The sequence below is a fragment of the Streptomyces sp. NPDC051576 genome (assembly GCF_040681835.1).
GTDB lineage: Bacteria > Actinomycetota > Actinomycetes > Streptomycetales > Streptomycetaceae > Streptomyces.
In genome coordinates this window covers 396,217-422,757 of record NZ_JBFAZO010000005.1, presented here as the reverse complement: position 1 = coordinate 422,757, position 26,541 = coordinate 396,217, and the positions used below count along the sequence as shown (strand labels likewise).

The following is a 26,541-nucleotide window of genomic DNA, read 5'->3' as shown; positions in this document are numbered from 1 at the left end:
GTTGCGAGGCCTGGGCGTTGGGACGCGCGTGCGCAGGCTGCGATGTTCTGACTGCCCTGTGTCGCGGGTTGGTCGGCGAGGTGAACGGGGGCAGGGGCTGCCACCAGGGACGCGGTCCGCCATCCATCCGTTGGAGCCCGGTGTGCTCGACGCGGAAGAGCGCGAAGACCGACTCCAACTCCGCAGCCCAGCTTGCCTGTACGCGGTCGCGGGTCGTGAGAGTGCCGGGTTGCCGGGAGCGTGACGAACCCTCCCGGCAACCGACTTCAGGCTCTAGAAGAAGCCCAGCCTCTTCGGCGAGTAGGACACGAGGAGGTTCTTGGTCTGCTGCTGCAACGCGCCGACATGACCGCTCCGTTGGAGGCCGGGGGCTGCTGGGCGACTGCTCCCTGGCGGCCGAGCGTGGCGGCCGAGCGGAAGAGCCGTGCGGACACCGTCTGGTCCTGGGCCGAGGCCAAGCGAGAGTCCTTCGCGTCCTGGTTCCCGTTACAGATCGTTCGACCTCGGCGCAGTACCCTGACCTTCCAGACAGACCGAGTCGGGGGACCCGGCTGATGGGGGGAACGTGGAGTTCATCGGTCGGGATGATCAGCTGGATCTGTTGCGCCGGCTGCTGGCCGAGCCGCGAAGCCACGGGAGCGCGGTGCTGGTCCGCGGGACGCCCGGTATCGGGAAGACGGCGTTGCTCGCCGAGACCGCCGCCCTCGCCGAGGAGCTCGGCTACCGGGTCCTGCGCACCAGCGGTGTGGAGGCCGAGAGCGACATCCCGTACGCCGGTCTGCAGCTTGTCCTCCGCCCATTGGCCGCAGGAGCTGCTGATCTCGCAGTCCCGCACCGGCAGGCCCTGGACACCGCTCTCGGGCACGCCGAGGCCGGTGTCCCCGACATCTTCCTGGTCGGTCTGGCGGTCCTCAACCTGCTGGCGGACGCGGCCGCGGTCGCGCCGGTGCTGGTCCTGGTCGACGACGTCCAGTGGCTCGACGACGCCACCGCCAGTGTCCTGGCTTTCGTGGCGCGCCGAGTCGGCACGGAGCCGGTGGTCATAGTGGGAGCCGCACGCGACGGCTACCGGTCGCGCCTCAACTCCGACGAAGTCACCTCCGTACCCCTGGGCCCGCTCACGGACGGCCAGGCCGCGGAGATCCTGGCGGACCGCGCCCCGGATCTGCGCCCGACCGCGCATCGCCGACTGCTGGCCGAGGCTGCCGGGAACCCCTTGGCCCTGACCGAGCTCTCCCGCACACTCGGCGTGTCGGCCGATCCGCACATCTCCCAACTGCCTCTCACCGAGCGGCTCGAACGGGCCTTCACCGACCGCCTGGAGACCTTGCCCGACATCACCCGCGGTCTGCTACGGATCGCGGCCCTCAACGACAGCTCGTCGCTCCCCGAGATCTACCGCGCGACCCGGCTGTTCACCGGCGCGACGGTCGGAGCCGCGGAACTCGACCCGGCCGTGTGCGCACGGCTCGTCCAAGTCGTCGGCAGCGAACTCCGGTTCGGACATCCGCTGATGCGGTCGGCGATCCACCAGACCATGCCCACCGGCGTCCGCCATGCCGTACATGCCGCGCTCGCCGCTGTGCTCGACGAACACCCGGACCGGCAACTGCGTCACCGGGCTGCCGCGGCCGACGACCCGGAGGAGGCGGTTGCCGCCGCGTTGGAGGACGCCGCTCACCGGGCCGCACGCCGCGGCGGCATGGCGGCGGCCGTCACGGTCCTCGAACAGGCCGCCGCGCTCAGCGAGGACGCCGACCGCCGAGCGGAACGGCTGTTGCGTGCCGCCGACTTCGCCGTCGAGCTCGGCCGGCCCGAGACCGTGACCCGGCTGCTGGACCAGGCGCTCACCGGGCCGTTGTCGCGGCGGCAGCATGCCACGGTCGTCTGGCTTCGCGGCAGCTTCGACGAGGGACTGCACAGCCACTCGTCAGGGGCCAACTCCCTGACGGTCCTCGCCGAGGCGATGGCCGCGGAAGACGCTGCGCTGGCGCTGCGGATCCTGTGGAGCGCCGCGCAGTTGTGCTTCTGGTCCGAACCGGGCCCGGAGGGCCGCCGCAGGGTCCTGCGGGCAGTGGAGCGGATGGAGCTGGACGAACTCGATCCGTGGCGTCTGGCCATCTGCGCCTACGTCGCGCCGGTCGACCGCGGCGCCTTCGTCCTGGACCGTGTCCGGCACGTCGCCCTGAAGGAGGGCGACGACGGCCGTGCCTACCGGATGCTCAGCACCGCCGCGCTCCTCGTCGGCGGCTTCGACCTGGCGCGGGCGTTCTCGGCGGCCGGTGGCGCGCCGCTGCGTGCCCAGGGACGCCTGGGGCTGTTGGCCCGGACGGTCGGCGCGGACGCGTGGAGCGCTCTCGTGGTCGGTGACCTCGGCGCGGCGATCGCCGCGACCGAGGAGTCGCGAAGGCTGGCGCGCGAGACCAGCCAGACGATGATGTACGCCTTGATGACCGCCACCGCGGCCAAGCTGGCCGCGTTGCGCGGTGAGGCGGATTCCGCCCTGGAGCTGGCCGGTGAGGCGGAGGAGATCGGGCTGCCGGCCGGGGCACGTCCGGTGCTGGCCACCGCGTCGATGGCACGCGGGCTGGCGGCGTTGGGCGCGGGCCGGTTCGAGGAGGCCTTCGGCCATTTCCGCCGGCTGCACGATCCGGCGGATCCCGCGTTCCAGGTCGCCCTGCGGCTGACGGCCGTGGGTGACCTTGTCGACGCGGCGACGCACTGCGGGCGGCTGGAGGCCGTGCGCCCGATCGTGACAGAGCTGGAGGAGGTCGCCACGGTGACCTCCGCGCCCGTGCTCCACGCCGACCTGCGACTGGTCCGGGCGCTGCTGGCCGCCGACGAAGACGCCGAGCCGCTCTTCGCGGCCGCGTTGAGCGCCGACCTCAGCGCCTGGCCGCTGATCAGGGCTCGTACGCATTTGGCCTACGGCGAATGGCTGCGGCGTCGGCGACGCAGTGTCGAGTCCCGCGACCACCTCCGTGCCGCCCGCGACATGTTCGACGCCCTCGGCGTGATCCCTTGGGGGGAGAGGGCCCGCCGGGAACTACGCGCCGCGGGCGAGACCAGCCGCCGCCGGGCCCCGGACGCCCGGGACCGATTGACCGCCCACGAGCTGCAGATCGTCCAGCTCGCGGCCGACGGGCTGACCAACCGCGAGATAGGCCAGCGGCTCTACCTGTCGCACCGTACCGTCAGCTCGCATCTCCACCGGATCTTCCCCAAGCTGGGCGTGGTCTCGCGCGCCGAGCTGCGGACGGTGGTCAGCGCACCGCGTTGACCACCGTCACATGACGCTCGCTTCCGCCTGCGCGGCGTTCCTAATGTTCCCCATGTCAGGACATCGACAAGCGGGGGAGCGCTCCCATGGTGTGGAACGGCATCCAGCACGCATCCGGGCCGCCGATGGTCGGCCGCCACGCCGAACGCGAAGCCATCGGACGACTGCTCGACGCGGTGCGCGACGGCCTCAGCGGAGTCCTGGTGCTGACCGGCGAACCCGGGATCGGCAAGACCCGACTGCTGGAGTACGCCGCGGCTCAGGCCGCTGAGCTGCGCGTGGTCCGGCTGACCGCGGTCGAGACCGAGACCGGTCTCGGCTTCGGCGCGCTGCACCGGTTGCTGCGGCCGTTCCTGAACCGGGCGGGCCGCCTGCCCGGGCCGCAGCGGGCCGCGCTGGACGCGGCCCTGGGCCTGGTGTCGGGGCCGCCCGCGGACCGCTATCTGGTCGGCCTGGCGACGCTGACATTGCTGTCTGCGGCCGCCGCCGATCAGCCGCTGCTGTTCCTGCTGGACGATGCGCAGTGGCTGGACCGGGAGTCGGCGGAGGCGCTCGCCTTCACCGCTCGCCGGCTGCACGCCGACTCGCTGGGCCTGATCATCGCCGTCCGCGACGGGCTCGCGGACAACGGCCTGTTCGACGCGCTGAGCGTGCACTCCGTGACCGGTCTGCCCGGGCCGGAGGCCAAGGTACTGCTCTCCTCGGCGCCCCGGCGGATGGACGCGGACGTGGCCGACCGGATCGTCGCCGGCACCGGCGGCAATCCGCTCGCGCTGCTGGAGTTGGCCGACGCCCTGGCCGGCGAGCAACTGTCCGGTATCGCCCCGCTGCCCGACCCGCTGCCGGTGAGCCGCCTGATCGAGGGCCACTTCCGGCGCCTGGTCCGCGCCCTGCCATCGGAGACCTCAACCCTGTTGCTGCTGCTCGCGGCGGCCCCCTCGGACGACACGGGATTGATATGGCTGGCCGCCGGGCGGCTGGGCCTGTCCGCCCGCGCCGTCCAGCCGGCGGTCCGCGCGGGAATCCTCGGCCGGGACACGACGACGGCCTTCCGGCATCCCCTTATCCGCTCGACGGTCTACGCCGGAGCCGAACCCGGCGAGCGCCGCCGGGTGCACGCGGCACTGGCCGCCGCCTGCGACGCCGTGCGGGACGCCGACCGCCGCGCCTGGCACCGGGCCGAGGCCGCCGAGGGCCTGGACGACGGCGTCGCCGACGACCTGGAGGCCGCCTCCGAGCGAGCTCGTTCCCGCGGCGGCTACTCCCAGCAGGCCCTGTTCCTGTCGCGCGCCGCCGATTTCACCAAGGTCTCGGACAAACGGGCCGAGCGGCTGCTCGACACGGCGCAGGCCCATCTGATGTCCGGCGACGCGCCTGCGGCACGGACCGCGCTGGACGTGGCCGGCGCCGACATCCGTGGACCGGTGATGCGGACGCGCGAGCTGCGGATGCGGGCGACCGTGCTGATGTTCCAGATCGCCGTCGCCGACGTCCCGGCGATGCTGATGGACGCGGTGACCAGGCTGGGCCCACAGGACCCGCGGCTGACCTGGGAGTTGCTCTGCGAGGCGCTGCACGCCGCGCTGGTCGCCCACGACTGCACGCGGGGCACGACGCTGACCGAGGTCGCGGCGGCTACGGTCGCCGCGCGGCACGCCCTGGACTCCCCGGTGCGCGGCCGTGACCTGCTGATGGAGGGTCTGGCCCGTCGCGTGGCCGAAGGTTATGAGCGCGGCGCGCCCGTGCTGCGTACCGCTCTGGACGAACTGCGGAGCGGCGGCGGGATCGGGGACGCGAACAGTCCGTTCGCGGTGATGCTGTTGATGGCCTGCGACGATCTGTGGGACGTCGAGGCCGCGCGTGAAATCACCGACCGCCTGGTGGCGGCGGACCGCGATGCCGGCGCGCTGTACGCGCTGAGCATCGCGCTGCTCGTCGAGGCGCGCTACGAACTCCTGGACAGACGGTTCGCGGAGGCGGAGGTCCGCTACGCGGAGTTCGACGACATCGTGACTGCCACCGGGTTCCCCGGCGGCGGAGACATCAACAGGCTCCACCTGTTCGCCCTGACCGGCCGGGAGGCCGGGCTGCGGGCGGCGGTGCGGCGGACAGCGGAGATGAGGAGCATCGGCCTGGGTCTGCATCAGTTGATGGCACAGCACGCGCTGGCCTCGTTCGAGCTGGGGCAGGGCCACTACCAGCAGGCGATGGAGCACGCCCGGGCGGTTTTCGAGGAGGACCCTCCGACGTGCGGCAACCTCGTTCTGCCGCTGCTCATCGAGGCCGGCGTGCGCACCGGCGACCGGGTCGGCGCGGCCGGAGCCTTGGCCCGGCTGGAGGAACGCACCCCGCTCGCCGGTACTCCTTGGGCCCTGGGCACCCTGGCTCTGGGCCGGGCGCTGATGGCCGAGGGTGACGATGCCGAGAAGTTCTACGAGGAGTCGGTCGAACTGCTGGGGCAGGGGCCGCTGGGCCTGGAACTGGCCCGGTCCCGGCTGCTGTTCGGCGAGTGGTTGCGCCGCCGCAAGCGGCGTTCCGATGCCAGGAGGCAGTTGCGCGCCGCGTACGAGAGCTTCGACGCCTGCGGTGCGGTGCCGTATGCCGAGCGGGCCCGGATCGAGCTGCTGGCGACCGGCGAGACAGCCCGCAGGCGGACGGAGGAGACCAGGTTCGATCTCACACCGCGGGAACGTCAGGTGGCCTCCATGGCTGCCTCGGGGCTGACCAACGGGGAGATCGCGACGCGGTTGTTCGTCACCGCCTCGACCGTCGAGTTCCATCTGAACAAGGTGTTCCGCAAGCTCGGCATCACCTCCCGGAAGCAGATCCCCCGGGCGATCGGCGAACCGGGCGTGGTGACCGGGGACTGACCCCCGAGGAACTCATAGCTGTCAGGAGGGTTCTGTGGGAGAGACAGGCGTCGTTCACCTGAAGTCACACCCAACACGGATGACGCCGATTCAGGAGGTGGCGCGCGCGACGGCCTCGATGACGTGCGCGGTGGCGTCGGGATGCGAGACGAGGACCGCGTGCGAGGCGCCGCGGACCACCTCGGTGTGAGAACCCGCGCGAAGCGCCATGGCCTGCTCGGCAGCCGGCGGGATGGCGTGGTCGGCGCCCGCGACCAGGAACCAGGAGGGAATGGTCTTCCATGCCGGCGTGCCGCTGGGTTCCGCGAACGCGGCCACCACACCGCCGGCCGTCGTCCGGCCGCCATCAGCCGGGCCTTGCCGGCCGGCACGTCGGCGGCGAAGACCTGCCGGAAGTCCGCGGGGTTGACATAGGCGTCCTGCCCGCCCGGGAACGGCCGGACCGTCAGCGCCGACGGGAGCTGGCTGCCGGGCTATTCCCCGAGGACCGCCAGGCTGGACTCGCCCTGGTCGGGAGCGAACGCGGCGATGTACACCAGGGCCTTGACGTTGGGATGGCCCACCGCGGCGTCGGTGATGACGGCGCCGCCGTAGGAATGGCCGACCAGGACGACCGGCCCGGGAATGGTGTCCAGGACACTGGACACTCAGGCCGAGTCGCCGGCCAGGCCACGGAGCGGGTTCGCGACGCCGATCACGGGATACCCCTGGCGCTGGAGCCGCGATACCACCGCGTCCCAGCTCGACGAGTCCGCGAAGGCACCGTGGACCAGGACCACGGTCGGCCTCGGTGTGCTCGGTGTGGCTGACGCCGTCGCGGCGTTTGCGGCGGAGGCCGAGTCGGCGGGCGTGGCGGCGGACAGCGTCGGGATCGCGAGCAGTGTCCCGATCGCCAGCGCCATGAGCATCAGCTTTCTGCGGCGTTTCCCATCCTTGTGTGCGATCGGACGGGTTCGATGCCTGTCATCACTGTTCTCCTCGTCCTCCTCGTGTTTCCTGCTCTTTCGGTGCCGTCCGACTCACAAGGACGGCGGCGGTCCGGTGACGCGCAGGTGGAAGGCCTCGGCGGAGGCCACGACCGCCGCGAGATCGGACTCCGGCGGCAGATCCCCGGCCTCGGCCACCGGGGTGCCGTTGGCCCTGAAGTACTCCTCGATGCAGGCCGGGCTGAACAGCACCGCTATCCGCGCCCCCTCGGGCGAGCGCACCAGATAGCTGTGCGGAACCCCGCGCGGCCCGTACGCGACCTGCCCGGGCACCAGGTCGTGGCGCTGGTCACCGACGAAGAACGTCACCTCGCCGTCGAGGACGAACCAGACCTCCTCCTCGTCCTCGTGGACGTGGTGCGGGGGCGCGTGGCCGGCCGGGTCGGCGAACTCCATCAGGCTGAGCCGGTTGTCGGTCGCGGTGCCGGGCAGCAGAATCCTGGCCTGGCCGCCGAGGAACCAGAAGGGTTCGCGCTCGGCCGTCGGGCCGAAGGTCGGGAAGAACCGGGTCATTTCCGCTCCTGAGGTCATCGGTGGCTGCCGAGGAAGTGCAGCAACATGTCAGTCATTTCTTTCGGGTGTTCTTCGTAGATCCAGTGGCCGGAGTCGGGGACGACAGCCGGGGTGACGTGGGTGGCGTAGTGGCGCACCTGGTCCGCGACCGCCGAACCGAGGCTTCCGGAGGCGCCGATCGCGAGCACCGGCATGGTCAGGGGCTTCTTCTGGAACCGCGCGTTGTCGGCGATGTCCTGCGGGAACGTCCGGAACCACGCGAAGCTCGCTTCCAGATGTGCATAGTCGCGCAGGTAGGAGGCGAAGACCGTGAGGTCGTCCGGGGTCAGGGCGTCCTTGTGTACCGCGATGCCCCGCATGAAGCCCGACGTCCAGGCCAGCTCGCGGCCCCGGATCAGGCTCTCCGGGAGGCCGGTCTGCAACGAGAAGAAGCCGAAGTTCCACACCCCGGGTCCCTTGGCCGTCAGCGCCGGGAACTTGTAGATGCCCGGGTCAGGGATCGGGGCCTCGCTGAGCACGAGCTTTTTGACGCTGTGCGGGTACTGCGCGGCGTAGGAGTAGGCGACCATCGTGCCGATGTCGTGGCCGACGACATTCACGTCGTGGTCCTTGCCGAGCGACACCAGGAGGGCGTGCAGCGTGGCGGCCATGGTCTTCTTGTCGTAGCCGGACGCCGGGGCGTCACTTAGGCCCGCGCCGGGCAGGTCGGGCGCGATGACGGTGTAGTGCTTGGCGAGCGCGGGCATGATGCCGTGCCACTCGTACCAGGTCTGGGGGTAGCCGTGGATCAGGACCAGGGTCGGGCCGTGGCCGCCGATCACGTAGTCGATGCCGGTCCCGGCGACCTGGGTCTTGTGTTCGCTGAAGCCGGCGGGTAGCCGCTCGCCGGCCGGCGCTGCCGGCTTGGTGGAGGCCGCGGCCGTGAGGGTGGTCGAGCCGAGGCCGACGGCCAGGGCGAAGACCGCGGCCACCAGGCGGCGGGATCTGGGCATGCGGAATCTCACTGATCGCTCCAAAGGATGCGAGGAGAGGCGAGGCACGGCGGGCTTGGCGCCCGCCGTGTCGTGACGGCCGGTCAGAGGGATTCGACGAGGCCGCCGTCGATGACGAAGTCGGCGCCGGTGATGTTCGCCGCCTGCGGACCGGCGAGGTACAGCACGAGATCGGCCACCTCCGACGGCCGGGTGAAGCGGCCGGTCACCGACTGTTTGGCCGCACCGCGGGCCACCTCCTTGGGGTCGACGCCGCGGGACTGGCCGACCGTGGCGGCGACACCGCCGGCGCCCTGCCACAGAGCCGTCTCCACCGGGCCGGGACCGATGGTGTTCACCCGCACACCGCGTGGCCCCACCTCCTTGGACAGGGCCTTGCAGAAGTTGGTCAGCGCTGCTTTCGCCGCGCCGTAGTCGATGACCAGCGGGTCCGGCAGCCGGGCGTTGACCGAGGAGACGGTGACGATACGGCCCGCGCCGGTGGCGAGCAGGTGCGGCAGCGCGGCCCGGGTGGTGCGGACGGCGGCCATGAAGTTGACCGTGAACGTCCACTCCCAGTCCTCGTCCGTCACGCCCAGGAAGCCGTCGATCCGCGGTCGCACCGCCCCTACGTTGTTCACCAGGACGTCGACCCCGCCATGGACCGCGACGGCCTCGGCGACCAGCGCGGCTGGACCGTCGGGCGCCGCGAGGTCGAGCTCCACGACGGTGAGTTCAGCACCCTGCTTCACATGCTGGTCGAGGGCATCGGTGCGTTCCCTCGATCCCGCGACGACGCGGGAGCCGGCCGCGAGGAAGGCCTCGACGACGGCCAGTCCGATGCCGCGCCCGGCGCCGGTGACCACAACGGTCCGCCCGGCCAGGCCCGCGTCGGCACCGGATGTTCCGGCAGTCCGGGGCGCACGGGAACTCATCGTCCGGTCTCCGGACTCTGCTGCCGCAGCCAGGTCAGAACGGTGTCTGCGACCTCGCGCCAGCCGCCGTCGATCGTCAGGGAGTGCCCGCGGTCGGGGAAGTTGATGATGTCGGTGACGGCATCGGAGTGCCGGTACTGCTTGAGGGTGGCCCGGGTGACCACCTCCGGCACCGTGTGATCCTTGCCGCCGGAGATGAGCAGCAGCGGGCCGCGTCCGCTGTTGTCCGTGTCGACCTTCGCCGGCGAGTGGGGGTTGAAGTTGGCGGAGGCGGCTTCGTACAGCGGCTTGCCCGGCGCGGGGATGGTCCAGCGCTCGTACAGGGCTGCCGATTCCTCCTCCGCGATGGCGTTGCCGAACGCGAAGCGGAACTGCTCCGCGGTCAGGGAGACCGACCGGCGCTTGTTGGTCGGGTTCTTGAAGACCGGGAAGGTCGCCTTCAGCGCGGACAGCGGCAAGGGCAGAACGCCCTTGATCTGTGCGGCGTCGATCGCGACCGCCGCGGCGGCGCGGTCCTGGCCGAGCAGCTTCTGCGCGATCATCCCGCCGAACGAGTGACCGATCACGATGGGCCGCACGGGCAGGGCCTCGATCAGGGCCGCGTAGTGCTCGACGACATCGTCGATGCCATAGCCGGCGACGCTCTCGGGGTTCTGGCGCGCCTCCTCGACGGTGTCGGGATCGCCGGGCCACCCGGGCGCGGACGGGTCGTAGCCCTCCTCGCGGAACAGATCGGTCCAAGGCTGCCAGGAGGTGCTGTGCAGCCAGAGTCCGTGAACGAAGACCACGGGAAGCGGGACGGTCATGGCTGGGCCTCTCTTGTGTGGGTGTCGTGACCCGGATGTGCCCACGAAACCGGGAACCCCGGTGCTCTCGCACCGGGGAGGCACCCCAGTGGTCCAGGGGTGGACGCCGAGACCCGCGTCGATGCGCAGGGGTCACGCGTGCACTACGAACTCAGTGTCTTCCACGACAGCACCTGTCTGAGCGTGGCCGACGCCATCGGCCCACGCGGCAAACTGACGGCCGAAGCCCTGGAAGTGGCCCTGGTGGCGGACTGACCACGGTCTCTCGGGGACAGGCCCAGGTTCATCCCGGCATCGCGGCGCCACTGGCCCCCGATCCTCGCCTGCGGAGAAACGCCACGAATCTGGGGCTCGACCCAGGTGACAGCGTCATGAGACAACCGAGAAACCCCGGGCCAACGAAGATCGACGTGTCACGCGGTTTGGGAGCCTACAGGTCTGGTACGGCTCTTTGCTCTGAACAGATCGCTGAGCTGCGGGAGTTGGTGGGTTCGCGGGATGTGCCAGCTGTCGTGGGGCTTCGCGCACGGACCGTGCTGTGGTCGGTTGAGGGGCGGCGGCGCAAGGACATCGCCGAACTCGCCGGTGTGGCGCCGCTGACGGTGGCCCGCTGCAAAGCGCGTTATGTCGAGCGGGGTGTTGCCGGTCTGGAGGACAAGCGCCGGGGCGAGCCACGAACCCAGGTGCCGCCTCGGGCGCGGGCCCGGGTGATCGCCTTGACGAGGAATGGCCCCGCTCGCGGATTCCGGGCATCTCACACTGGTCGACGCGAACGCTGGCTGACCACTTGAAGCGGCGCGAGGGCATTTTTCGGTGTCCTGGCATTACGTTGCCCGCATCTGGCGTGAGGAGTACGTGGCGGGGTTGCACCAGCAGCTGTCAGACGTCGTCAACGGCTTCCCGCCCGCACTCCCGGCTCGGGGTTAGCGCCACCTCTTCCCCCCCCACGGACTTCCACCCCCAAGCAATCACCCATTGTGTGCGGGCGGTCGGCAATTCCGGTCGCGCGATGGCGTCGATGGGATAAGGTGTCCGGGATTTCACGCGGCAGGTTCTCTGCCGCCCCGTTCGGCGCGCTCGGCGTCGACACGCACCGCGTGCCCTGCCCGGAAGGAGGCGAAAGACATGGACCGTGCTGAATGCGTTGCGGCCATAGTTGCCTCCGGCCGTGTGCCCTCCCTCCTCTGCGGCGCGCGATAACTCTTCCCCCTTCTTGTTTCTTGGCTTTGGCATCTTCCTGAGATGCCCTGTCACGAGATGTCCTGGCCTGCGCGGTTCGCGCCGTGCGGGCCGCGGGGGCGCGTGCCCGAAGACGGGCCCTTCTTCTGCTGGTCACCGTGATCTCGGCACTCTCCGCCTCACGGCCAGCAAGAGCGTCGGCGTGAGTGACACGCGGCTGGCGAGGCAGGCCCTGGGTGCTGTTCGCGGTTTCCGCTGCCCCACCGCCATGCCGTGTCCCCGTGCTGCGTACACCGGCCCGTCGTCACCACTGCGACCGTCCCTGGCCGGCTGTCTCGACAGCACTTCGACACGAAACGTGCGTGATCGCCATGATCAAGAAACGTCCCGGAGGGGAATCCCTTCCGTCCGCCCCTTCCACGGCCACCGACCGTTCCCCGGACCGCGAGGTTCCCGCCGCGACTCCGGCACCGGATCCGAAGCGCTGGTGGGCGCTGGCCGTCATCGCCCTCGCCCAGCTGATGGTGATCCTTGACGGCACCATCGTGAACATCGCGCTGCCCTCCGCCCAGCACGCTCTCGGCATGTCGGACGCCGACCGGCAGTGGGTGATCACCGCCTACACGCTGGCCTTCGGCGGGCTGCTGCTGCTCGGCGGCCGGATCGCCGATCTGGTGGGCCGCAAGCGCACCTTCGTCATCGGTCTGGCCGGGTTCGCCGCGGCCTCCGCGCTGGGCGGCGCGGCGGCCGGTCCCGGGATGCTGTTCGCGGCGCGGGCCCTGCAAGGTGCGTTCGCGGCGGTCCTGGCGCCCTCGGCCCTGTCGCTGCTGACGACGACGTTCACCGACCCCAAGGAGCGGGCCAGGGCGTTCGGGGTCTACGGTGCGCTGGCCGGCGGCGGCAGCGCGGTCGGACTGATCGTGGGCGGTCTGCTGACCGAGTACCTGAACTGGCGCTGGTCCCTGTACGTCAACGTGCCCATCGCGCTGGCCGCCCTGCTCGGCGCACCGGCCTTCCTGCGCGACCGTTCCGGCCGCCGGGGCGGGCACCTGGACGTGCCGGGCACGCTGCTGGGCTGCGGCGGGCTCGTCGCCCTCGTGTACGGCTTCAGCGAGGCCGAACCTCGCGGCTGGACCAGCCCGTCGGTGCTCACGCTGCTCGTGGCCGGCGTGATCCTGCTCGCCGCCTTCGTGTGGTGGCAGAGCCGCGCGGCGAGTCCGCTGCTGCCGCTGCGCATCGTCAAGGACCGTGTCCGGGCCGGTTCGCACGCGACGATGGGCTTGGCCACCATCGGCATGTTCGGCGTCTTCCTGTTCCTGACGTACTACCTGCAGGTCGGCCTCGGCTACCCGCCGGTGCGGACGGGCCTGGCCTTCCTGCCGATTTCGATCGGTATCGTCATCGGCGCGACCCAGATCGCGGCCCGCCTGCTGCCACGCACGGCGCCGCGCATCCTGATGTCGTCCGGCATGGTGCTGGCCGCCGCCGGCATGCTGCTGCTCAGCAGCCTGACCGTGCATGCGCAGTACGTCCCGCACGTGCTGCCCGCCCTGCTGCTGCTCGGTCTGGGCATGGGCCTGACCTTCATGCCGGTCTACGCGACGGCCACCGCCGGCGTGCCCGCGCAGGACGCCGGTGTGGCCTCGGCTGTCCTCAACACCGTTCAGCAGATGGGCGCTTCGCTGGGCACCGTACTGCTCAACACGATCGCCACCGGCGCCACCAGCCGTTACGTCCACTCGCACGTGCACGATCCGGCCCACGGCGGCGCGATCCTCGACGAAGGCATAGTGCACGGCTTCTCCGTCGCTTACCGGTGCTCGGCGGGCGTTCTGCTTCTCGCCGCCCTGGTAGCGGGCCTCACCGTACGGCACAAGACGTCGAAGCACGCCGGACACGGCGCACCGGCCTAGCGAGCCGGGGTCATGTCCCGCCACCGTTTCGCCTCGCCCCTCGAAGGATCCTCCATGAAACCCCTGTCCGAGCACGACATCCGCACGTCGTTCGCCAACTGCTCGAAGGGCGAGGCCAAACGCCTCCCCCTGCCCAAGAACCTGGCGGACCTCGACCACTGGGACGACCTGGACTTCCTGGGCTGGTTCGATCTGTCCGCACCCGACCGCAAGTATCTCGTCGTCGAACGCGCCGATGAACTCGTCGGCCTTTCTCTGCGCTCCGCTTCCGGTAACCGCGGCTTCCTGCGCCGCAGCCTGTGCTCGCTGTGCCTGACCACGCATCCCGGCAGCGGCGTCTCCCTCATGACCGCCCCCAAGGCAGGCCCGGCCGGCCGCGCAGGCAACTCGGTGGGCCTCTACATCTGCGCCGACCTGGACTGTTCGTTGTACGTACGGGGCAAGAAGACGGCGGCACCGGGCGGGCGCATGGAGGAGTCCCTCACTGTCGAGCAGCAGATCGAGCGCCTGCGCGGCAACCTCGACGCGTTCGTGGAGCGGGTCTTCCACTGAGGCCGACAGGGGCTCGACGGCCATCGTCGCCGAGCCCCTGTCCACTCCTTGAACCGCCGTCTCCTCGCGGCTCCTCCGGTCTTACGCGCCGGACGCCAGAGGGCCTTTGACGTGGGCGGCCTGAGGGCGCTGCTGGCTGACGGCGCCGACCCGGGGGCTGTCGACGCCGAGGGTTGGACTCCGCTGCATTTTGCTGCCCATGCGCAAGCTCCCTTGGTCGTCGAAGCGTTGCTGGCCGCGGGGGCGGCGGTCGATGTCGTGGACCGTCATGGCAATACGCCGTTGTGGAGGGCGGTGTTCTGTTCGCGGGGCGAAGGCGGGACGATTCGGCTCCTTCTGGGAGCCGGTGCTGACCCTGGCCGGGACAACGTTCATGGCGTGAGCCCGAGGGCACTGGCGGGAGGGACTGCCAACTATGACGTGGCTGTCCACCTTCCGGCCGGGGACGGGACTTCGTCCTAGAGGCCGTCTGCCGTGGCTGGCTGGGATTCGTAGAGGGTTCCGTCGCGGAGCATGGCGAAGAGGACGTCGGCCCGTCGTCGGGCGAGGCAGAGCAGGGCTTGGGTGTGGTGCTTGCCCTGTCGTCGCAGGGGAAAAGTCTCCGAGGGATCGGGAACGGGCGGCATCCGTCCGGCGCCGGTGGATCGACCTGCCATCCGGCCTGTGTCACCCCCGGCGGACAGTGCGGGAGGCCGGCTCGTACGTATGCCGAACGTGACGCTAAATGCCGGTGTTTGTGCGGTCTGACGGTGTCGTCGCGTACGGATCAGGTCGTGGCCGCGTCTCCCACGGCGCCTCCCGTGGCGCTGCGGACCGCCTGGGCCAGGAGCTGGTGCGCATGGGCGAACTGGCGCACGTCGGCACCGCCGAGCAGGGCCTCGCTGATTTCCTCGTTGACGACCCGTAGGGCGCCCGAGGCGGCCGCCGCGTGCATCTGCACCCTGAAGTCGTCGGCCGGCAGGTCGAGTCGGCCGGCAATGCTCCTGGCCAGTTCGCGTTCTACATGGTCACAGGCCATCAGCCAGGCCGTGCGGAGTGCGGGCTCCCTCGTGCTGAGCGCGATCATCTTCATCGCGAGCGCGTCGTCGGCGCGCTCCGCCCTGTCGGCGCCGCGGCCATGCCTGCTCATCTCATCGGCGAGATGGTCAGCGAGGGAGAGTTCGGGTTTCCAGCGTCGCAGGGCGGCCATCTCCCATTCGACGCCATGCAAGATGATCGGCTCGGCGCAGCTCTCCTTGCTCCGGAAGTGGCGCCAGATGGTACGCGTCGACAGGCCCACTGCTTCGCCGATCTGGTCGCCCCTGGTCGCGGCGACGCCCTGCTCCCAGAAGAGACGCGACGCCTCCCGAGAGATCTCCAACCGGATCCGGCAGCGCCGCTGCTCGCTCATCCCAGGTCCGACGCAACTGCTCACCTGCATGGGTTCACCTCGTCATTCATCCGTGGGACAAAGGCGTCGCTCAGGTGCGGCTGCCGGCAAAGGGCCAGGAAGTGCCCGGCCGCATGCCCGTAGCGGCGGTGCGGGCGTCGGCAACCCCACAGGGGACGACGCCCGAATCGGTCCTGGTCGCTGCGCGGTGCGGACGCGTGTGCCCGGACGGGCCGTGTGGGGCCCGTCCGGCACGGACGAGGAGCGGAAGCCGTCGGTCAGCTGCGCTTGGCGGGCAGCAGCCCTACGGCCTTCAGTCGCTTGTCGGAAGCCCGGGCGGCCCAGGCGACGGCCAGGAAGCCGACGGCGAGGAGCGGGTAACCCATGGCGATCTTGGCGAAGCCCAGTGAGCCGACCTCGTCGGCCCGGTAGAGGTACTGCTGGACGCCGAACCGGGCGCCGAAGATGGTGGCCAGCACCAGGGTGGCGACGTCGTAGTAGATCCGCGAACGCTTGTCCGCCCGCCAGACGGTGCCCTTGCCCGTCGTCGAGTTCCAGATCAGGCCCGCCAGGGGCCAGCGCAGCACCACGGAGAGGACGAAGGCGACGGCGCCGACCAGGCTCGCCCAGATGCCGATGAGGAAGAAGTCCTTGGCGGATCCCGTGTACCAGGAGATGCCGGCGGCGATCGCCACGCCGAACACGCCGCCGAGCGCGGGCTGGATCGACTCCTTGCGCATCAGCCGCTCTACCGCGATGCCACAGGCGACGAGTAGAGCGGCGAGGATGCCCACCTTCAGTCCACCGGCGTTGTTGGCGACGACGAACACCACGGCAGGCAGCGCCGAGTAGATGACCCCCTTGGTGCCGCCCGCCTGTTCGAGCGCCGACTTCTTCTTCGGGTGGCCTTCTGTGTGCATGTCGGTCGCCGCCTCCTGGGGACTGGTGGTCTGCATGATGATCAGCTCTTCCGGGTGCGTCTTGGGGGCCAAGCGTTCGTCACTAAGTGACATATTGGCAGTGAGTGACGAGCGAAGCCACCTTGCGCGACGTGGCCTGAGTCACACCTCGGGGAAGTCCCCGCCCAGCGAGTCGCCCGTCATCAGGTATGGCGATCACGGTCCGTACGGCGGTTCGGCGATCGCTGTCGACCCGCTCCCGCGCCGGCCGTCTCGCTCAGTTCGTCGCCGACTTGCCGTAGAGGTTGCGGCCGTCGAGGTGGCGCGGGAGCGGGTCGTCGGACGCCGATGTCCGAGCGCCGGAGAACGGCATCGGGTCCTAGGACATTGGCCACGTTGACCTCGGGCTTTCACCGACGATCATGAACACAACTCCGACTCCGGAGGTGTACGGATGCGACTCTCCATACGGGGCCGTGCCTCGGAGTCCGCAGGGCCAAGGCAGAGTGTGGGCATGGATGTACTCGACCTTGCACGTGCCCTTGTTCTGGAGCGCCACCCCCACGCCCGCGCCGCATTCCTCGGCGGCAGTGTCCTGACGAGCCGACGTACTGCCTGGTCCGACCTGGACATCGTCGTGCTGCTCGACGGCCCGCCCGCCCCGTACCGAGAGAGCCTGCGGTACGGGGACTGGCCGGTGGAGTTGTTCGTGCACACCGAGGACTCCTGGCACACCTTTGTGACCCCAGAGATCGTGCAGCGGAACTCGCCCCTGTTGTGGATGTGCGCCGAGGGGGCGCTGCTGCTCGACGCCGACGGGACAGGAGCACGGATCGCGGAGACGGCGAAACGCCTCGCGGCCTCAGGCCCGCCCCCGGTCACCGACACGGCCCTCGAAGACGCCCGGTACGCGCTGACGGACCTGCTCGACGACTTTGCAGCCTGTACCGATGTGGGGGAGCGGCTGTTCGTCGTGGCCGAACTCGTCCGGCGGAGTGGCGAGCTGGCGCTGCTGACCCACGGCACATGGCTCGGCGGCGGCAAGTGGCTGGCCCGGCGCCTCGAACCCGTCGCGCCGGACCTGGCCACGCGCCTGGACGAGACGGCGCAAGCCGCGCTGCGCGGCGCACCGGAGGGCCTCACCTCGCTGGTCACGGAGGTCCTCGACGCGGCGGGCGGCCCGGTCTGGGAGGGGTACCGCCGCAGCGGACCGCGTGAGACGACCTGAACTCGTCGCGCCTAAGAACCCGTGTGTCGAGCGTTGCCGCGCAGGCCGCTGCCCGTGATCACGCAGATGCTCGATCGGTGCTCATGATCACGCGGAAGTGCTCGCGAATCTGCGGAATCTACAGCAGGGCCAGGCGCCACCGGCCGCCGTAGCCGGGATGGAGGGCCGAGGTCTTCGTCGGACTGGCCGAAATGACGCCCTGGGCCACAGAGTTCATATGGGCGCTACGGCGTTGTCGTGCCCTGGGAGATCGGCGGTCGAGCGGCGTACAGGGTGCGTGGGGCAGCGGCCGGGTCCCTCCTGCCTCCGTGGCTGAGCCGGTCGGAGTGTCCGCTCAGGGGGCACCGTTTACTCCTGTCGATCGGGGGCGCCCTCGTCCGGCTCGGCGGGCGCCTCGTCGATGTGGACCGGGTCGCCCACCGCGCCCCCGGTGGCCGTGCGGACAGCGTCCGCGATGAAGGCGAAATTCTCGTCGCCGAGCTTCTGCGGATCGGTGCCGTCCAGAAGGCCGGCTCCGACGTACTCGTTGATGACTCGCAGGGCGGCAGCGGCGGCCGCGGCGTGCAGACGTACCTGCAGGTCGTCGGGCTTGAGTCCGAGCCGAGTCCCGATGACCGCGGCCAGTTCGTGTTCCACCTGATCGCAGGCCATCAGCCAGGCCGTGCGCAGGGCCGGTTCGGTCTCGGCCAATCGAATCATCTTGACGCCCAGCCCGGCATCGGCCTGCTCCGACGGGCTGATCTCGCTGACCAACCGCTTCGCCTCCGTGGCGAAGTGCTCCTCCAAAGAGCGGTGCAGCGGCCAACTGCGCAGAGTGGCCAGCTCCCACTCCACGCTCTGCGCAACGATCGGCTCGGCGCAGCTCTCCTTGCTACGGAAATGACGCCAGATGGTGCGGGTCGACAGACCCACCGCCTCCGCGATCTGGTCACCGCTCGTGCCGTCGACGCCCTGCGCCCAGAACAGGCGTGCCGCCTCCCGCGAGATCTCCAGACGTACACGACGGCGCCGCTGCTCACTCATCCCGCCACGGCTGCGTCCGGTCGATGCCACGTCGTCGGTCATCTTTTCGCCGCCCTTTCACCAGCACAATCACTCAGTGTCATATTGGCATTAAGTGACACCATGCGCCAGCTAGATGAATGAGTCCGGTGTCCCAGCTGGTCGCGACCATGGCGAAGCGCGCCGAACTCGGCGTCGGTGACCGGCAGGTCCAGCCAGCGGTAGTAGGGCTGTCTGGCGAGCTTGAGAACCCGGCACGTCACCGTGACGGGCACTTCGTCCACGGCAAGCTCTTTCACGAGCGAGTAGATCGTTTTCCCGGCAGATGAGCCTGCGACAGTAGGCTGCGCCCCGGCGAAGGACCTCGTTCTCCTGCTCCAGCAGCTTGATCCGTCGGCGCGCTTCCCGGAGCTCCGCGCTCTCCTGGCTGGGCGTTCCGGGCTTTGTCCCGTCGTCGATGTCCGCGCGGCGCACCCACTTCCACAGCGTCATCGCGTGGACTCCGAAGTCGGCGGCCACCTGCTCGACCGTCACGCCCGGGCCGCGGTTCCTCGCGACCTGCACGACGTACTGACGGAACTCTTCCGGATAGTGCTTGGGTGCAGCGACATCCTTCCCACCCGCCCTACAGGGCAAGCCAGTTCAGATGTCACCCGATCGTGCAGCAGACCCTCGAGGCCAACAAGGACTGGCTGACCGTCTTCCAACTCCCGTCCTACGCGCCGGACCTCAACCCACAAGAAGGCATCTGGTCGCTGGCCAAGCGCACCATCGGCAACCTCGCCGCCGCCGACCTCGACCAACTCGCCCGAGCCGTCAAGCGCAGCCTGAAGCAGATCCAGTACCGACCCCACCTGGTCGACGGATGCCTTGCCGCCACTGGGCTGGTCATGGACGGCTGACCACCATGGGATCAACACGACGTGGGTGTAGTTCTTCTGCAGTGAGCGCGCGGGGCAGGCGGTGAAGGTATCTGTCCTGGCGGGTGGCGAGGTGGAAGCAGAAGTAGTCGACGAGGCGTCAGTTTCCAGCTGTCAGAGCGTGAAGCTCCCTGTGCAGGACTTCCGCGCCCACCGCCGACCCTAATTACGACGACGGCTGCCCAGCGCGCGAGTTCGCCGACTGGCGCGAGGATGTGTCCGCCATCGCCCGCGCACCACCATACGGCCGTACCATCTCGCTCCGAGCCGTGGACGCCGAGGTCATGCCGGGGACAAACCGGCCAGACCTGCCAGGTCCACTCGAGCAGGCTCTCCTCGATCATGATCGCCAGGCTGGTCAGTGCCATGGTCGGTCGTCGCACATGCCCGGCAAGATGGGGCCGCCCCAGTTGAGCCGTTCGCCGTCGGCAAGGCGGACGTTCGACTCCGCGCGGCGCTCCGGCACGTCCACCGGCGCGCCGTCCACTGCTTCGTCCGGTGCGGAATGGCTCGAGGTGAGCCGGCATCTGCGGCGTGAGGGATGCTGCGATCCGGGGACCGCGCTGTGAGAGATGCGGAGAGACACGGAGAGACAGGCGGCGATACGGGTCTGACGCCTGCGCGCCCGGGGGGCGCCGGATCTGACTTGTCCGATTCCGGTGCGGCGCGCACTCTGGGTCTGTGAGGCACCTCACCGCGCGAATAGAGCAAGAATGGCCACATTCGATCAAGGGAACGGTCACAGCGGGTGGTCATCGGATGTCGCGACGGTCACCCTCGGTCTGGACGGCGTGGTCACAGGGTGGAGCGAAGGCGCTCGACGACTGTTGGGCCACCGTGCCCCGGAGGTCGTAGGGCGCCCCGCGACCGAGCTGCTCCTCGGTGCGGGAACTCCCGAGGCGACCGGACTCTCCCTCACCGGCTCCCAGGAATGGCGGGGCACGGCGGCACTGCGGCATCGGGACGGCCACCGCGTCGCCACGACCCTGCACGCCCAGCCCTCGCTGGACGTCGACGGCAGAGCCCGGTCCTTCGTCGTGGCCCTCTCCCAGGACCCGGGCCCGCCCCTGGTGCAGTGGGCCTTCGACCAGTCCTCGATCGCGCTCTCCACCCACGCCACGGCGTCCGGCGCATGGCAGCGGAACGCGGTCGCGCATGGCGGAGGGGAGCGCGCTCCCCTGACGGGCGGTGAGCGGCGGGCGCCGGCCCTCGCCGACGAAGGCTTCCTCCGGTGTGTGCGCCAGGTCGCCGAGGAGGGTGTCCCGCTGCACTACGAGTGTCTTTCCCCGGAGCCGTCCTGCGGCCCCGGAGACACGTCCGCCGTCCTCCTCAGCTCGGCCCGTCACCGGGCCTGGGTCATCGAGCTGTGGCCCGTTCGCGACCCCGGCACCGGTGAGGTCGTCGGGGTGGGCACCGCCGCGTTCGACAGCAGTGACCAGCACGCGGCCCGGCAGCGGCTCGCCCTGTTGCAGGAGGCCGGCACCCTCATCGGCACCACCCTGAACGTGGCCCGTACCGCCCAGGAGCTCGCCGACCTCGCCGTGCCCCGCCTCGCCGACTTCGTCAGCGTGGACCTGCTCGACTCGGTGCTGCGCGGCGAGGAGCCGGTGCCGGGACAGGTCGACGCGGCCGTGGTGCTGCGCAGGGTGGCCCACCAGTCCAGCGCCGAGGGGGAGGACGTGCCCGAGGCCGCCATCGACCTCGGCGACATGGACACCTACCCGCCGTTCTCACCGCCCGCCCGCTGCCTGGCCGACGGCAAACCGGTGCTCAGCGGCGTGGACGACCCCGACTTCGCCGCCTGGATCGCGGGACACGAGAGGCGCACCGCCCGGGTGGCGGAGTTCGGGTTCCACTCCGTCATGGCCACCCCGCTGCGCGCCCGGGGCATCACCCTCGGCGTCGCGGTCTTCACCCGCAGCGGCGGCTCCCCGCCCTTCGAACCGGACGACCTGATCCTCGCCGAGGAACTCGCAGGCCGGGCGGCGGTCGGCGTCGACAACGCCCGCCGCTACACCCGCGAACGCACCAACGCCCTCACGCTCCAGCGCAGCCTGCTGCCCCGCGACCTGCCCAAACAGGCGGCCGTCGAGGCGGCGTACCGCTATCTGCCCGCCGGAACCGGCGCGGGCGTCGGCGGTGACTGGTTCGACGTCGTGCCGCTGTCCGGCACCCGCGTGGCCCTGGTCGTCGGGGACGTCGTCGGACACGGCATCCACGCCTCCGCCACCATGGGCCGGCTGCGCACCGCCGTCCGCACCCTCGCCGACGTCGACCTGCCCCCGGACGAACTCCTCACCCATCTGGACGACCTGGTCGCGCATCTCGCCACGGACCTGGAGGACATCCACCCGGACGAGCCCTACCTCGTCAGCGGCGAGATCGGCGCCACGTGTCTGTACGCCGTCTACGACCCGGTGTCCCGCGTGTGCACCTTCGCCAGCGCCGGACACGTCCCGCCCGTCGTGCTGCTCCCCGACGGCACGGCCCGCGTGGTCGAGCTGACCCCCGGCCCGCTGCTCGGGGTCGGCGGGCTGCCCTTCGAGTGCACCGAGCTGGAGCTGCCCGAGGGAAGTCTGCTGGCCTTCTGCACCGACGGCCTGGTCGAGGCGCGGGAGCGTGACGTCGGCCTGGGGCTCGACCGGCTCTGCGAGGCCCTGGCCGGTCCCGTCACCTCGCTGGAAGCCACCTGCGACACCATCCTGAAGGCCCTGCTGCCCGCGAGTCCCTACGACGACGTGGCTCTGCTCCTCGCCCGCACCCGCGCCCTGCACGCCGACCAGGTCGCCGCCTGGTCGCTGCCCTCCGACCCGGCGGTGGTGGCCGACGCCCGGGCCCAGGTCACCCGCCAGCTCACCGCGTGGGGACTGGAGGAGGTGGCGTTCGTCACCGAGCTGGTGGTGAGCGAGCTGGTCACCAACGCCATCCGTTACGGCGCCGTACCGATCGGCCTGCGGCTCATCCGTGACCGCACCCTGATCTGCGAGGTCTCCGACGCCAGCAACACCGCCCCGCATCTGCGCCGTGCCCGCACCTACGACGAGGGCGGTCGCGGGCTGCACATGGTCGCCCAGCTCACCCAGGGCTGGGGCACCCGGCAGGGCCCCATGGGCAAGACCATCTGGGCCGAACAGTCCCTCCCGGCCGGCTGACCATGGCAGCGCGACCCGGAACCGACGACGCCGGCCGTGGCACCCACACGCTCGGGCTCCTCTATCCGCCCGCCGGCCGCCTCGGCGAGTACACCACCATGCAGCTCGCCTTCGTCGGCGGGGTGGCCGAGGCCGCCGCCCAGCAGGGCTACGACCTGCTGCTCGCGCCCGCCGGACGTCACGACGACCCCTCTTTCCCGCGCATGGTCGACGACCGGCGTGTGGACGGCGTCATCGTCATGGAGATCCGCCGGGAGGACGACCGCGTCGCGTACCTGGCCGAGGCGGGCTTCCCCTTCGTGGCAATTGGCCGCAACCACCGGGCCGACGTGGCCGGCTGGGTCGACCTGGACTTCGCCGGTCTGGCCGGCGGCTGCGTCCAGCACCTGGCCGACCTCGGCCACCGCGGGATCGCCTTCGTCAACCGGTCCGAACAGCTCTTCGACAGCGGCTACGGCTTCGCCCGCCTCGGGGACGAGGGCTACACCGAGACGATGAAGAAACTGCTGCTCACCCCGCATGCCTACCTGTGCGGCGACGACCTCGCCTCGGGGGAGGAGGTCGTGGAACGCATCCTGAGCGAGGACCCGGCGACGACCTCGCTGGTCACCATGAACGAAGCGGCCCTGGAGGGGGTCTACCGCGGACTCACCCGGAACGGCCGCGCCGTGCCGCGCGACTTCTCCGTCGTCGGCGTGGCGGCGAGCCCCTGGGCCGAACAGGTGAACCCGCCGCTCACCGCCGCCGAGATACCCGCCAAGGAGATGAGCCGGGTCGCCGTCGACCTGATGATGAGGCGGCTGCGCGCACCGGACTCACCTCCCCGGCACGTCCTGCTGAAACCGCTGATCACCCTGCGCGGGAGCACCGGACGCTGCCGACCGGTGCCGGGTTCGGAACCCGAGTCCGACCTCCCCGAGTTCCCCGATATCGACATGAATTTCTGATATGTCGGTTTCTGTGCCCGATCATCGAACCACTGGGAGCAGACCATGTCGTACCCCGTCGACCGCCGTGATTTCCTGCGTGTCTCCGGCGCGGCGGCGGCCACCGCCGCTCTCGGTCTGACCTCCTGCAGCTCGGACACCTCGGGGCCGGTGACCCTGAGGTGGTGGGACTACTTCACCCTGGACAACTTCCAGCCCGGAATGAACCGGCTGATCAAGGACATCGAGGCCGGTGTCCCGGACGTGCGCATCGAGCGGCGGACTTTCCCCTTCGCCGAGCTGGAACGACAGATCACCCTGGGCGCGATCTCCGGCGACCTGCCCGACCTCGCCATCGTCGACAACGTCGCCATGAACACCCTCGGCGGCAGCCGGCTGCTGGCCGACCTCACCGCCAGAGTCGAGAAATGGGGCCAGGCCGACCAGTACTACAAGGGACCCTGGTCCGGTTGCCAGGTCGGCGGAAAGACCCTCGGCATCCCCAACAACAGCAACTGCCTCGCCCTCTACTGCAACACCCGCATGCTCAAGTCCGCCGGCGTCGAACCTCCCACCACCTGGGACGAACTGGCCTCCGCCGCCCAGAGGCTGACCAGCGGGGACCGCTACGGCCTGGCACTGAGCGCGATCAAGACCGAGGAGGGCGTCTTCCAGTTCCTGCCGTTCCTCTGGCAGGCGGGCGGTGACCTGGACACCTTCCGCACCTACGGCGCCACCGCGCTCGCCTTCCTCGACGAACTGATCGCCAAGGGCTCCCTGTCCGAACAGTGCGTGGGCTGGACCCAGCAGGACGTCAACACCCGCTTCCTCAACCAGCGCGCCGCGATGCAGATCAACGGCCCCTGGCAGATCCCGACCCTCAAGAAGGCCGACTTCGACTGGGACGTCGTCGCCCTGCCCCGCGACAAGGAGGCCGCCACCTGCCTGGGCGGGGAGAACTGGGTCGCGATGGCGAACAGCAAGCACGTGGACAAGGTGTGGGAGGTCCTGGAGTACACCCAACGCCCCTCGGTCCTGGTGCCGTACCTGGTGTCCTTCGGTGAACTCCCGGCCCGCAAGGACCTCGCCGACCGGGGCAGCTGGGCTTCCGACCCGGCTCTGCGGCTCTTCCTCAGCCAGCTGCCCCTGGCCCGGCCACGCCAGTACGGCGCCCATTACGCCGAGGCCTCGCAGGCCGTCGCAGAGGCGGAGCAGGGCGTGCTCACCGGCTCCGCGTCCGCGTCCGCCGCGGCCAGGACTGCCGCCGGAAAGATCGACAAAGCTCTGGGCGCGCCATGAGACAGCCCCTGTCGCTCTCCACGCGCCGCCGCCGCACCGGCTACCTTTTCTGCCTGCCGGGCCTGGCCTTCCTCGCCCTCTTCCTGGCCTACCCGCTCCTGTACAACGTGTGGACCTCCGTCCACGATGTCGACCTGGGCCAACTCCTCGGCGGCGCCGAGCGGTTCAACGGACTGGACAACTACCGGTCCGTGACCGACGACCCGGCCTTCTGGCACTCCGTACGCCTCTCCCTGGTCTTCACCCTGGCCTCGCTGCTGCTCCAGTTCACGATCGGTTTCGCCCTGGCCCTGCTCTTCGCCCGCCCTTTCCCTTTCAACGGCCTGCTGCGTTCCCTCCTGCTGGTCGCCTGGCTGCTGCCCCCGGTGGTCAGCGGCACTCTCTTCCGCTGGATGCTGGACGCCGAGTCCGGCGCCTACAACGCCCTGTTCCAGGCGGTCGGTCTGAGCGGCCTCTCCCACGACTGGCTCACCGACCCCTCCACCTCGATGGCGGCGGTGGTCTTCGCCAACGTCTGGGTCGGCGTGCCCTTCAACATGCTGCTGCTCCTGGTGGGACTGCACACCATCGACCCCGAACTCCACGAGGCCGCGGCCATCGACGGAGCGAACGCCTGGCAGCGCTTCCGCCACCTCACCCTCCCGCTGATGCGGCCCGTCTCGGTGACCGTCCTCCTGCTCGGTCTCCTCTACACCTTCAAGGTCTTCGACCTCGTCTTCGTGATGACCGGCGGCGGCCCCGTCGACGCCACCCGCGTGCTGTCCCTCTACGTCTACGAGGTCTTCTTCACGTTCTTCCGGTTCGGCCAGGGCGCGGCGGCGGGCCTGCTGCTGCTCGTCCTCCCCCTGCTGGCAGGGGCCTGGTACGTACGACGGCTGCGGCGTGAGGAAGAGGCGCCGGCGGGAGGTGCCGGATGAGACCACCGCGCCACCCCTGGCTGTTGACCGCGCTCGCCACGCTGATCACCGCCGCCTTCCTGCTGCCGGTGTACTGGATGGTGAAGACCGGCCTCACGCGGCCCGACCGCATCCAGACCCCCGACCCGCAGTGGGTGCCCGCCCCTCTCACCGGCGAGAACTACTCGACGGCTCTGGGCTACGAGGGCCTGACCCGCGCCCTGTTCAACAGTCTCGTCATCTGCTGCGGGGTGGTCGCCCTCACCCTGCTGCTCGGCGTCCCGCTCGCCTACGCCCTCGCCCGGATCCGGATGCGCGGTTCGGGCGCGATGGTGCTCGCGCTCCTCGTCTCCCAGCTCCCGCCCGCCATCGTGCTGGCGGCCCCGCTGTTCATCCTCGAACGCCGGGCCGGCCTCACCGACACCTATCTGGGCCTGATCGCCGCCGACACCACGCTCACGCTGCCCTTCGCGGTGATCGTGCTGCGTCCCGTGATGCGCAGCGTCGCTCCGGAACTGGAGGAGGCGGCCCTGGTCGACGGCTGCGGACTGCCCGGTGTGCTGCTGCGGGTCGTGCTGCCGCTCATGGTGCCCGGTGTGGTCGCGGCGGCCGGACTGTCCTTCCTGATCGGCTGGGGCGAGTTCCTGTTCGGGCTCACGCTCGCCGAGGGGCCCGACGTCCAGCCCGTCACCGTCCTGCTGAACGCCTTCATCGGACAGCACGGGACGTCCTGGGGCGCCCTGATGGCCACCGCCACCCTCATCAGCATCCCGGTGGTCTGCGTCTTCGCCGTCTTCCAGCGCTTCATCGTCGGCGGGCTCACCGCGGGCAGCGTGAGGGGCTGA

24 protein-coding genes and 1 pseudogene are annotated in these 26,541 nt (G+C 70.3%); 13 read left to right on the top strand and 12 right to left on the bottom strand.

The window, feature by feature from the left end; all coding sequences use genetic code 11:
• Window positions 1-565 precede the first annotated feature (565 nt).
• Together AB0M63_RS19225 and AB0M63_RS19220 are read left to right on the top strand one after the other, a co-directional pair.
• The gene (locus tag AB0M63_RS19225) at window positions 566-3,280 is read left to right on the top strand and encodes an AAA family ATPase (RefSeq protein WP_366020190.1); all 2,715 of its coding nucleotides are present in this window, start codon (window positions 566-568) and stop codon (window positions 3,278-3,280) included.
• 86 nt (window positions 3,281-3,366) lie between these two features.
• Window positions 3,367-6,150: an AAA family ATPase gene (locus AB0M63_RS19220; RefSeq protein ID WP_366020189.1), complete on the top strand. Its 2,784-nt coding sequence runs from the start codon at window positions 3,367-3,369 to the stop codon at window positions 6,148-6,150.
• Window positions 6,151-6,240: 90 nt separating this feature from the next.
• Here the strand turns inward: AB0M63_RS19220 and AB0M63_RS19215 are convergent, their stop codons facing one another.
• From AB0M63_RS19215 to AB0M63_RS19185, 7 genes are all read right to left on the bottom strand, one after another.
• On the bottom strand, window positions 6,241-6,468 hold the full coding sequence (locus AB0M63_RS19215; protein ID WP_366020188.1) for an alpha/beta fold hydrolase: 228 nt from the start codon (window positions 6,466-6,468) through the stop codon (window positions 6,241-6,243).
• Window positions 6,469-6,623: 155 nt separating this feature from the next.
• On the bottom strand, window positions 6,624-6,797 hold the full coding sequence (locus AB0M63_RS19210; RefSeq protein ID WP_366020187.1) for an alpha/beta hydrolase: 174 nt from the start codon (window positions 6,795-6,797) through the stop codon (window positions 6,624-6,626).
• The gene (locus AB0M63_RS19205; RefSeq protein WP_366020186.1) at window positions 6,798-7,052 is read right to left on the bottom strand and encodes a hypothetical protein; all 255 of its coding nucleotides are present in this window, start codon (window positions 7,050-7,052) and stop codon (window positions 6,798-6,800) included. It abuts the gene before it with no gap.
• Window positions 7,053-7,169: 117 nt separating this feature from the next.
• Window positions 7,170-7,649, bottom strand: a complete 480-nt coding sequence (locus tag AB0M63_RS19200; RefSeq protein WP_366020185.1) for a cupin domain-containing protein — start codon at window positions 7,647-7,649, stop codon at window positions 7,170-7,172.
• Window positions 7,650-7,663: 14 nt separating this feature from the next.
• Window positions 7,664-8,641, bottom strand: a complete 978-nt coding sequence (locus tag AB0M63_RS19195) for an alpha/beta hydrolase (protein WP_366020184.1) — start codon at window positions 8,639-8,641, stop codon at window positions 7,664-7,666.
• An 83-nt stretch (window positions 8,642-8,724) separates the two neighbouring features.
• On the bottom strand, window positions 8,725-9,555 hold the full coding sequence (locus AB0M63_RS19190; RefSeq protein WP_366020183.1) for an SDR family oxidoreductase: 831 nt from the start codon (window positions 9,553-9,555) through the stop codon (window positions 8,725-8,727).
• Entirely contained in the window at window positions 9,552-10,361 is an 810-nt protein-coding gene (locus tag AB0M63_RS19185) for an alpha/beta hydrolase (RefSeq protein WP_366020182.1), read from the bottom strand. The genes AB0M63_RS19190 and AB0M63_RS19185 overlap by 4 nt, the downstream gene beginning before the upstream one ends.
• 371 nt (window positions 10,362-10,732) lie before the next feature.
• Between AB0M63_RS19185 and AB0M63_RS19180 the strand changes: the two genes are divergently transcribed.
• The 4 genes from AB0M63_RS19180 to AB0M63_RS19165 all read left to right on the top strand — a co-directional run bounded on the left by AB0M63_RS19180 (window position 10,733) and on the right by AB0M63_RS19165 (window position 14,467).
• A complete protein-coding gene (locus tag AB0M63_RS19180; RefSeq protein WP_366020181.1) occupies window positions 10,733-11,152 on the top strand; it encodes a helix-turn-helix domain-containing protein in 420 nt (139 codons plus the stop codon).
• A 759-nt stretch (window positions 11,153-11,911) separates the two neighbouring features.
• Complete coding sequence (locus AB0M63_RS19175; RefSeq protein WP_366020180.1) at window positions 11,912-13,453, top strand: MFS transporter; 1,542 nt, start codon at window positions 11,912-11,914, stop codon at window positions 13,451-13,453.
• A gap of 54 nt (window positions 13,454-13,507) precedes the next feature.
• A complete protein-coding gene (locus AB0M63_RS19170; protein ID WP_366020179.1) occupies window positions 13,508-14,005 on the top strand; it encodes an FBP domain-containing protein in 498 nt (165 codons plus the stop codon).
• Window positions 14,006-14,116: 111 nt separating this feature from the next.
• Complete coding sequence (locus AB0M63_RS19165; protein ID WP_366020178.1) at window positions 14,117-14,467, top strand: ankyrin repeat domain-containing protein; 351 nt, start codon at window positions 14,117-14,119, stop codon at window positions 14,465-14,467.
• A 304-nt stretch (window positions 14,468-14,771) separates the two neighbouring features.
• Here AB0M63_RS19165 and AB0M63_RS19160 read toward each other — a convergent pair whose 3' ends face one another.
• Together AB0M63_RS19160 and AB0M63_RS19155 are read right to left on the bottom strand one after the other, a co-directional pair.
• On the bottom strand, window positions 14,772-15,395 hold the full coding sequence (locus AB0M63_RS19160) for a helix-turn-helix domain-containing protein (protein WP_366020177.1): 624 nt from the start codon (window positions 15,393-15,395) through the stop codon (window positions 14,772-14,774).
• Window positions 15,396-15,652: 257 nt separating this feature from the next.
• The gene (locus tag AB0M63_RS19155; protein ID WP_366020387.1) at window positions 15,653-16,330 is read right to left on the bottom strand and encodes a DUF3159 domain-containing protein; all 678 of its coding nucleotides are present in this window, start codon (window positions 16,328-16,330) and stop codon (window positions 15,653-15,655) included.
• Between the two features lie 457 nt (window positions 16,331-16,787).
• Between AB0M63_RS19155 and AB0M63_RS19150 the strand changes: the two genes are divergently transcribed.
• Entirely contained in the window at window positions 16,788-17,501 is a 714-nt protein-coding gene (locus tag AB0M63_RS19150; protein WP_366020176.1) for a nucleotidyltransferase domain-containing protein, read from the top strand.
• Window positions 17,502-17,849: 348 nt separating this feature from the next.
• Here AB0M63_RS19150 and AB0M63_RS19145 read toward each other — a convergent pair whose 3' ends face one another.
• From AB0M63_RS19145 to AB0M63_RS19135, 3 genes and pseudogenes are all read right to left on the bottom strand, one after another.
• On the bottom strand, window positions 17,850-18,566 hold the full coding sequence (locus AB0M63_RS19145) for a helix-turn-helix domain-containing protein (RefSeq protein ID WP_366020175.1): 717 nt from the start codon (window positions 18,564-18,566) through the stop codon (window positions 17,850-17,852).
• Window positions 18,563-18,787, bottom strand: coding sequence for a hypothetical protein (locus AB0M63_RS19140; protein WP_366020400.1), 225 nt, complete (start codon window positions 18,785-18,787; stop codon window positions 18,563-18,565). Before AB0M63_RS19140 ends, AB0M63_RS19145 begins: the two co-directional genes overlap by 4 nt.
• A 97-nt stretch (window positions 18,788-18,884) precedes the next feature.
• Window positions 18,885-19,139: pseudogene (locus AB0M63_RS19135) on the bottom strand (transposase); the annotation flags it as partial.
• 23 nt (window positions 19,140-19,162) lie between these two features.
• Between AB0M63_RS19135 and AB0M63_RS19130 the strand changes: the two are divergent.
• The 6 genes from AB0M63_RS19130 to AB0M63_RS19105 all read left to right on the top strand — a co-directional run bounded on the left by AB0M63_RS19130 (window position 19,163) and on the right by AB0M63_RS19105 (window position 26,541).
• Window positions 19,163-19,405, top strand: coding sequence for a transposase (locus AB0M63_RS19130; RefSeq protein ID WP_366020174.1), 243 nt, complete (start codon window positions 19,163-19,165; stop codon window positions 19,403-19,405).
• Between the two features lie 731 nt (window positions 19,406-20,136).
• Complete coding sequence (locus AB0M63_RS19125; RefSeq protein ID WP_366020173.1) at window positions 20,137-22,575, top strand: SpoIIE family protein phosphatase; 2,439 nt, start codon at window positions 20,137-20,139, stop codon at window positions 22,573-22,575.
• Window positions 22,576-22,577: 2 nt separating this feature from the next.
• On the top strand, window positions 22,578-23,522 hold the full coding sequence (locus tag AB0M63_RS19120) for a substrate-binding domain-containing protein (RefSeq protein ID WP_366020172.1): 945 nt from the start codon (window positions 22,578-22,580) through the stop codon (window positions 23,520-23,522).
• 45 nt (window positions 23,523-23,567) lie between these two features.
• Window positions 23,568-24,800 carry a sugar ABC transporter substrate-binding protein gene (locus AB0M63_RS19115; protein ID WP_366020171.1) on the top strand — a complete coding sequence of 411 codons (1,233 nt, stop codon included), beginning with the start codon at window positions 23,568-23,570 and terminating at the stop codon, window positions 24,798-24,800.
• Entirely contained in the window at window positions 24,797-25,717 is a 921-nt protein-coding gene (locus tag AB0M63_RS19110) for a sugar ABC transporter permease (RefSeq protein WP_355921347.1), read from the top strand. Before AB0M63_RS19115 ends, AB0M63_RS19110 begins: the two co-directional genes overlap by 4 nt.
• On the top strand, window positions 25,714-26,541 hold the full coding sequence (locus AB0M63_RS19105) for a carbohydrate ABC transporter permease (RefSeq protein ID WP_355921350.1): 828 nt from the start codon (window positions 25,714-25,716) through the stop codon (window positions 26,539-26,541). Before AB0M63_RS19110 ends, AB0M63_RS19105 begins: the two co-directional genes overlap by 4 nt.

What these genes read in the sequence shown, in the direction of transcription:
- AB0M63_RS19220 (WP_366020189.1), top strand. Translation starts at nt 3,367, where the DNA reads ATGGTGTGGAACGGCATCCAGCACGCATCCGGGCCGCCGATGGTCGGC.
- AB0M63_RS19205 (WP_366020186.1), bottom strand. Translation starts at nt 7,052, where the DNA reads ATGGCGCTGGCGATCGGGACACTGCTCGCGATCCCGACGCTGTCCGCC.
- AB0M63_RS19200 (WP_366020185.1), bottom strand. Translation starts at nt 7,649, where the DNA reads ATGACCCGGTTCTTCCCGACCTTCGGCCCGACGGCCGAGCGCGAACCC.
- AB0M63_RS19195 (WP_366020184.1), bottom strand. Translation starts at nt 8,641, where the DNA reads ATGCCCAGATCCCGCCGCCTGGTGGCCGCGGTCTTCGCCCTGGCCGTC.
- AB0M63_RS19190 (WP_366020183.1), bottom strand. Translation starts at nt 9,555, where the DNA reads ATGAGTTCCCGTGCGCCCCGGACTGCCGGAACATCCGGTGCCGACGCG.
- AB0M63_RS19185 (WP_366020182.1), bottom strand. Translation starts at nt 10,361, where the DNA reads ATGACCGTCCCGCTTCCCGTGGTCTTCGTTCACGGACTCTGGCTGCAC.
- AB0M63_RS19180 (WP_366020181.1), top strand. Translation starts at nt 10,733, where the DNA reads ATGAGACAACCGAGAAACCCCGGGCCAACGAAGATCGACGTGTCACGC.
- AB0M63_RS19175 (WP_366020180.1), top strand. Translation starts at nt 11,912, where the DNA reads ATGATCAAGAAACGTCCCGGAGGGGAATCCCTTCCGTCCGCCCCTTCC.
- AB0M63_RS19170 (WP_366020179.1), top strand. Translation starts at nt 13,508, where the DNA reads ATGAAACCCCTGTCCGAGCACGACATCCGCACGTCGTTCGCCAACTGC.
- AB0M63_RS19160 (WP_366020177.1), bottom strand. Translation starts at nt 15,395, where the DNA reads ATGAGCGAGCAGCGGCGCTGCCGGATCCGGTTGGAGATCTCTCGGGAG.
- AB0M63_RS19155 (WP_366020387.1), bottom strand. Translation starts at nt 16,330, where the DNA reads ATGCAGACCACCAGTCCCCAGGAGGCGGCGACCGACATGCACACAGAA.
- AB0M63_RS19150 (WP_366020176.1), top strand. Translation starts at nt 16,788, where the DNA reads ATGGATGTACTCGACCTTGCACGTGCCCTTGTTCTGGAGCGCCACCCC.
- AB0M63_RS19145 (WP_366020175.1), bottom strand. Translation starts at nt 18,566, where the DNA reads ATGACCGACGACGTGGCATCGACCGGACGCAGCCGTGGCGGGATGAGT.
- AB0M63_RS19125 (WP_366020173.1), top strand. Translation starts at nt 20,137, where the DNA reads ATGGCCACATTCGATCAAGGGAACGGTCACAGCGGGTGGTCATCGGAT.
- AB0M63_RS19120 (WP_366020172.1), top strand. Translation starts at nt 22,578, where the DNA reads ATGGCAGCGCGACCCGGAACCGACGACGCCGGCCGTGGCACCCACACG.
- AB0M63_RS19115 (WP_366020171.1), top strand. Translation starts at nt 23,568, where the DNA reads ATGTCGTACCCCGTCGACCGCCGTGATTTCCTGCGTGTCTCCGGCGCG.
- AB0M63_RS19110 (WP_355921347.1), top strand. Translation starts at nt 24,797, where the DNA reads ATGAGACAGCCCCTGTCGCTCTCCACGCGCCGCCGCCGCACCGGCTAC.
- AB0M63_RS19105 (WP_355921350.1), top strand. Translation starts at nt 25,714, where the DNA reads ATGAGACCACCGCGCCACCCCTGGCTGTTGACCGCGCTCGCCACGCTG.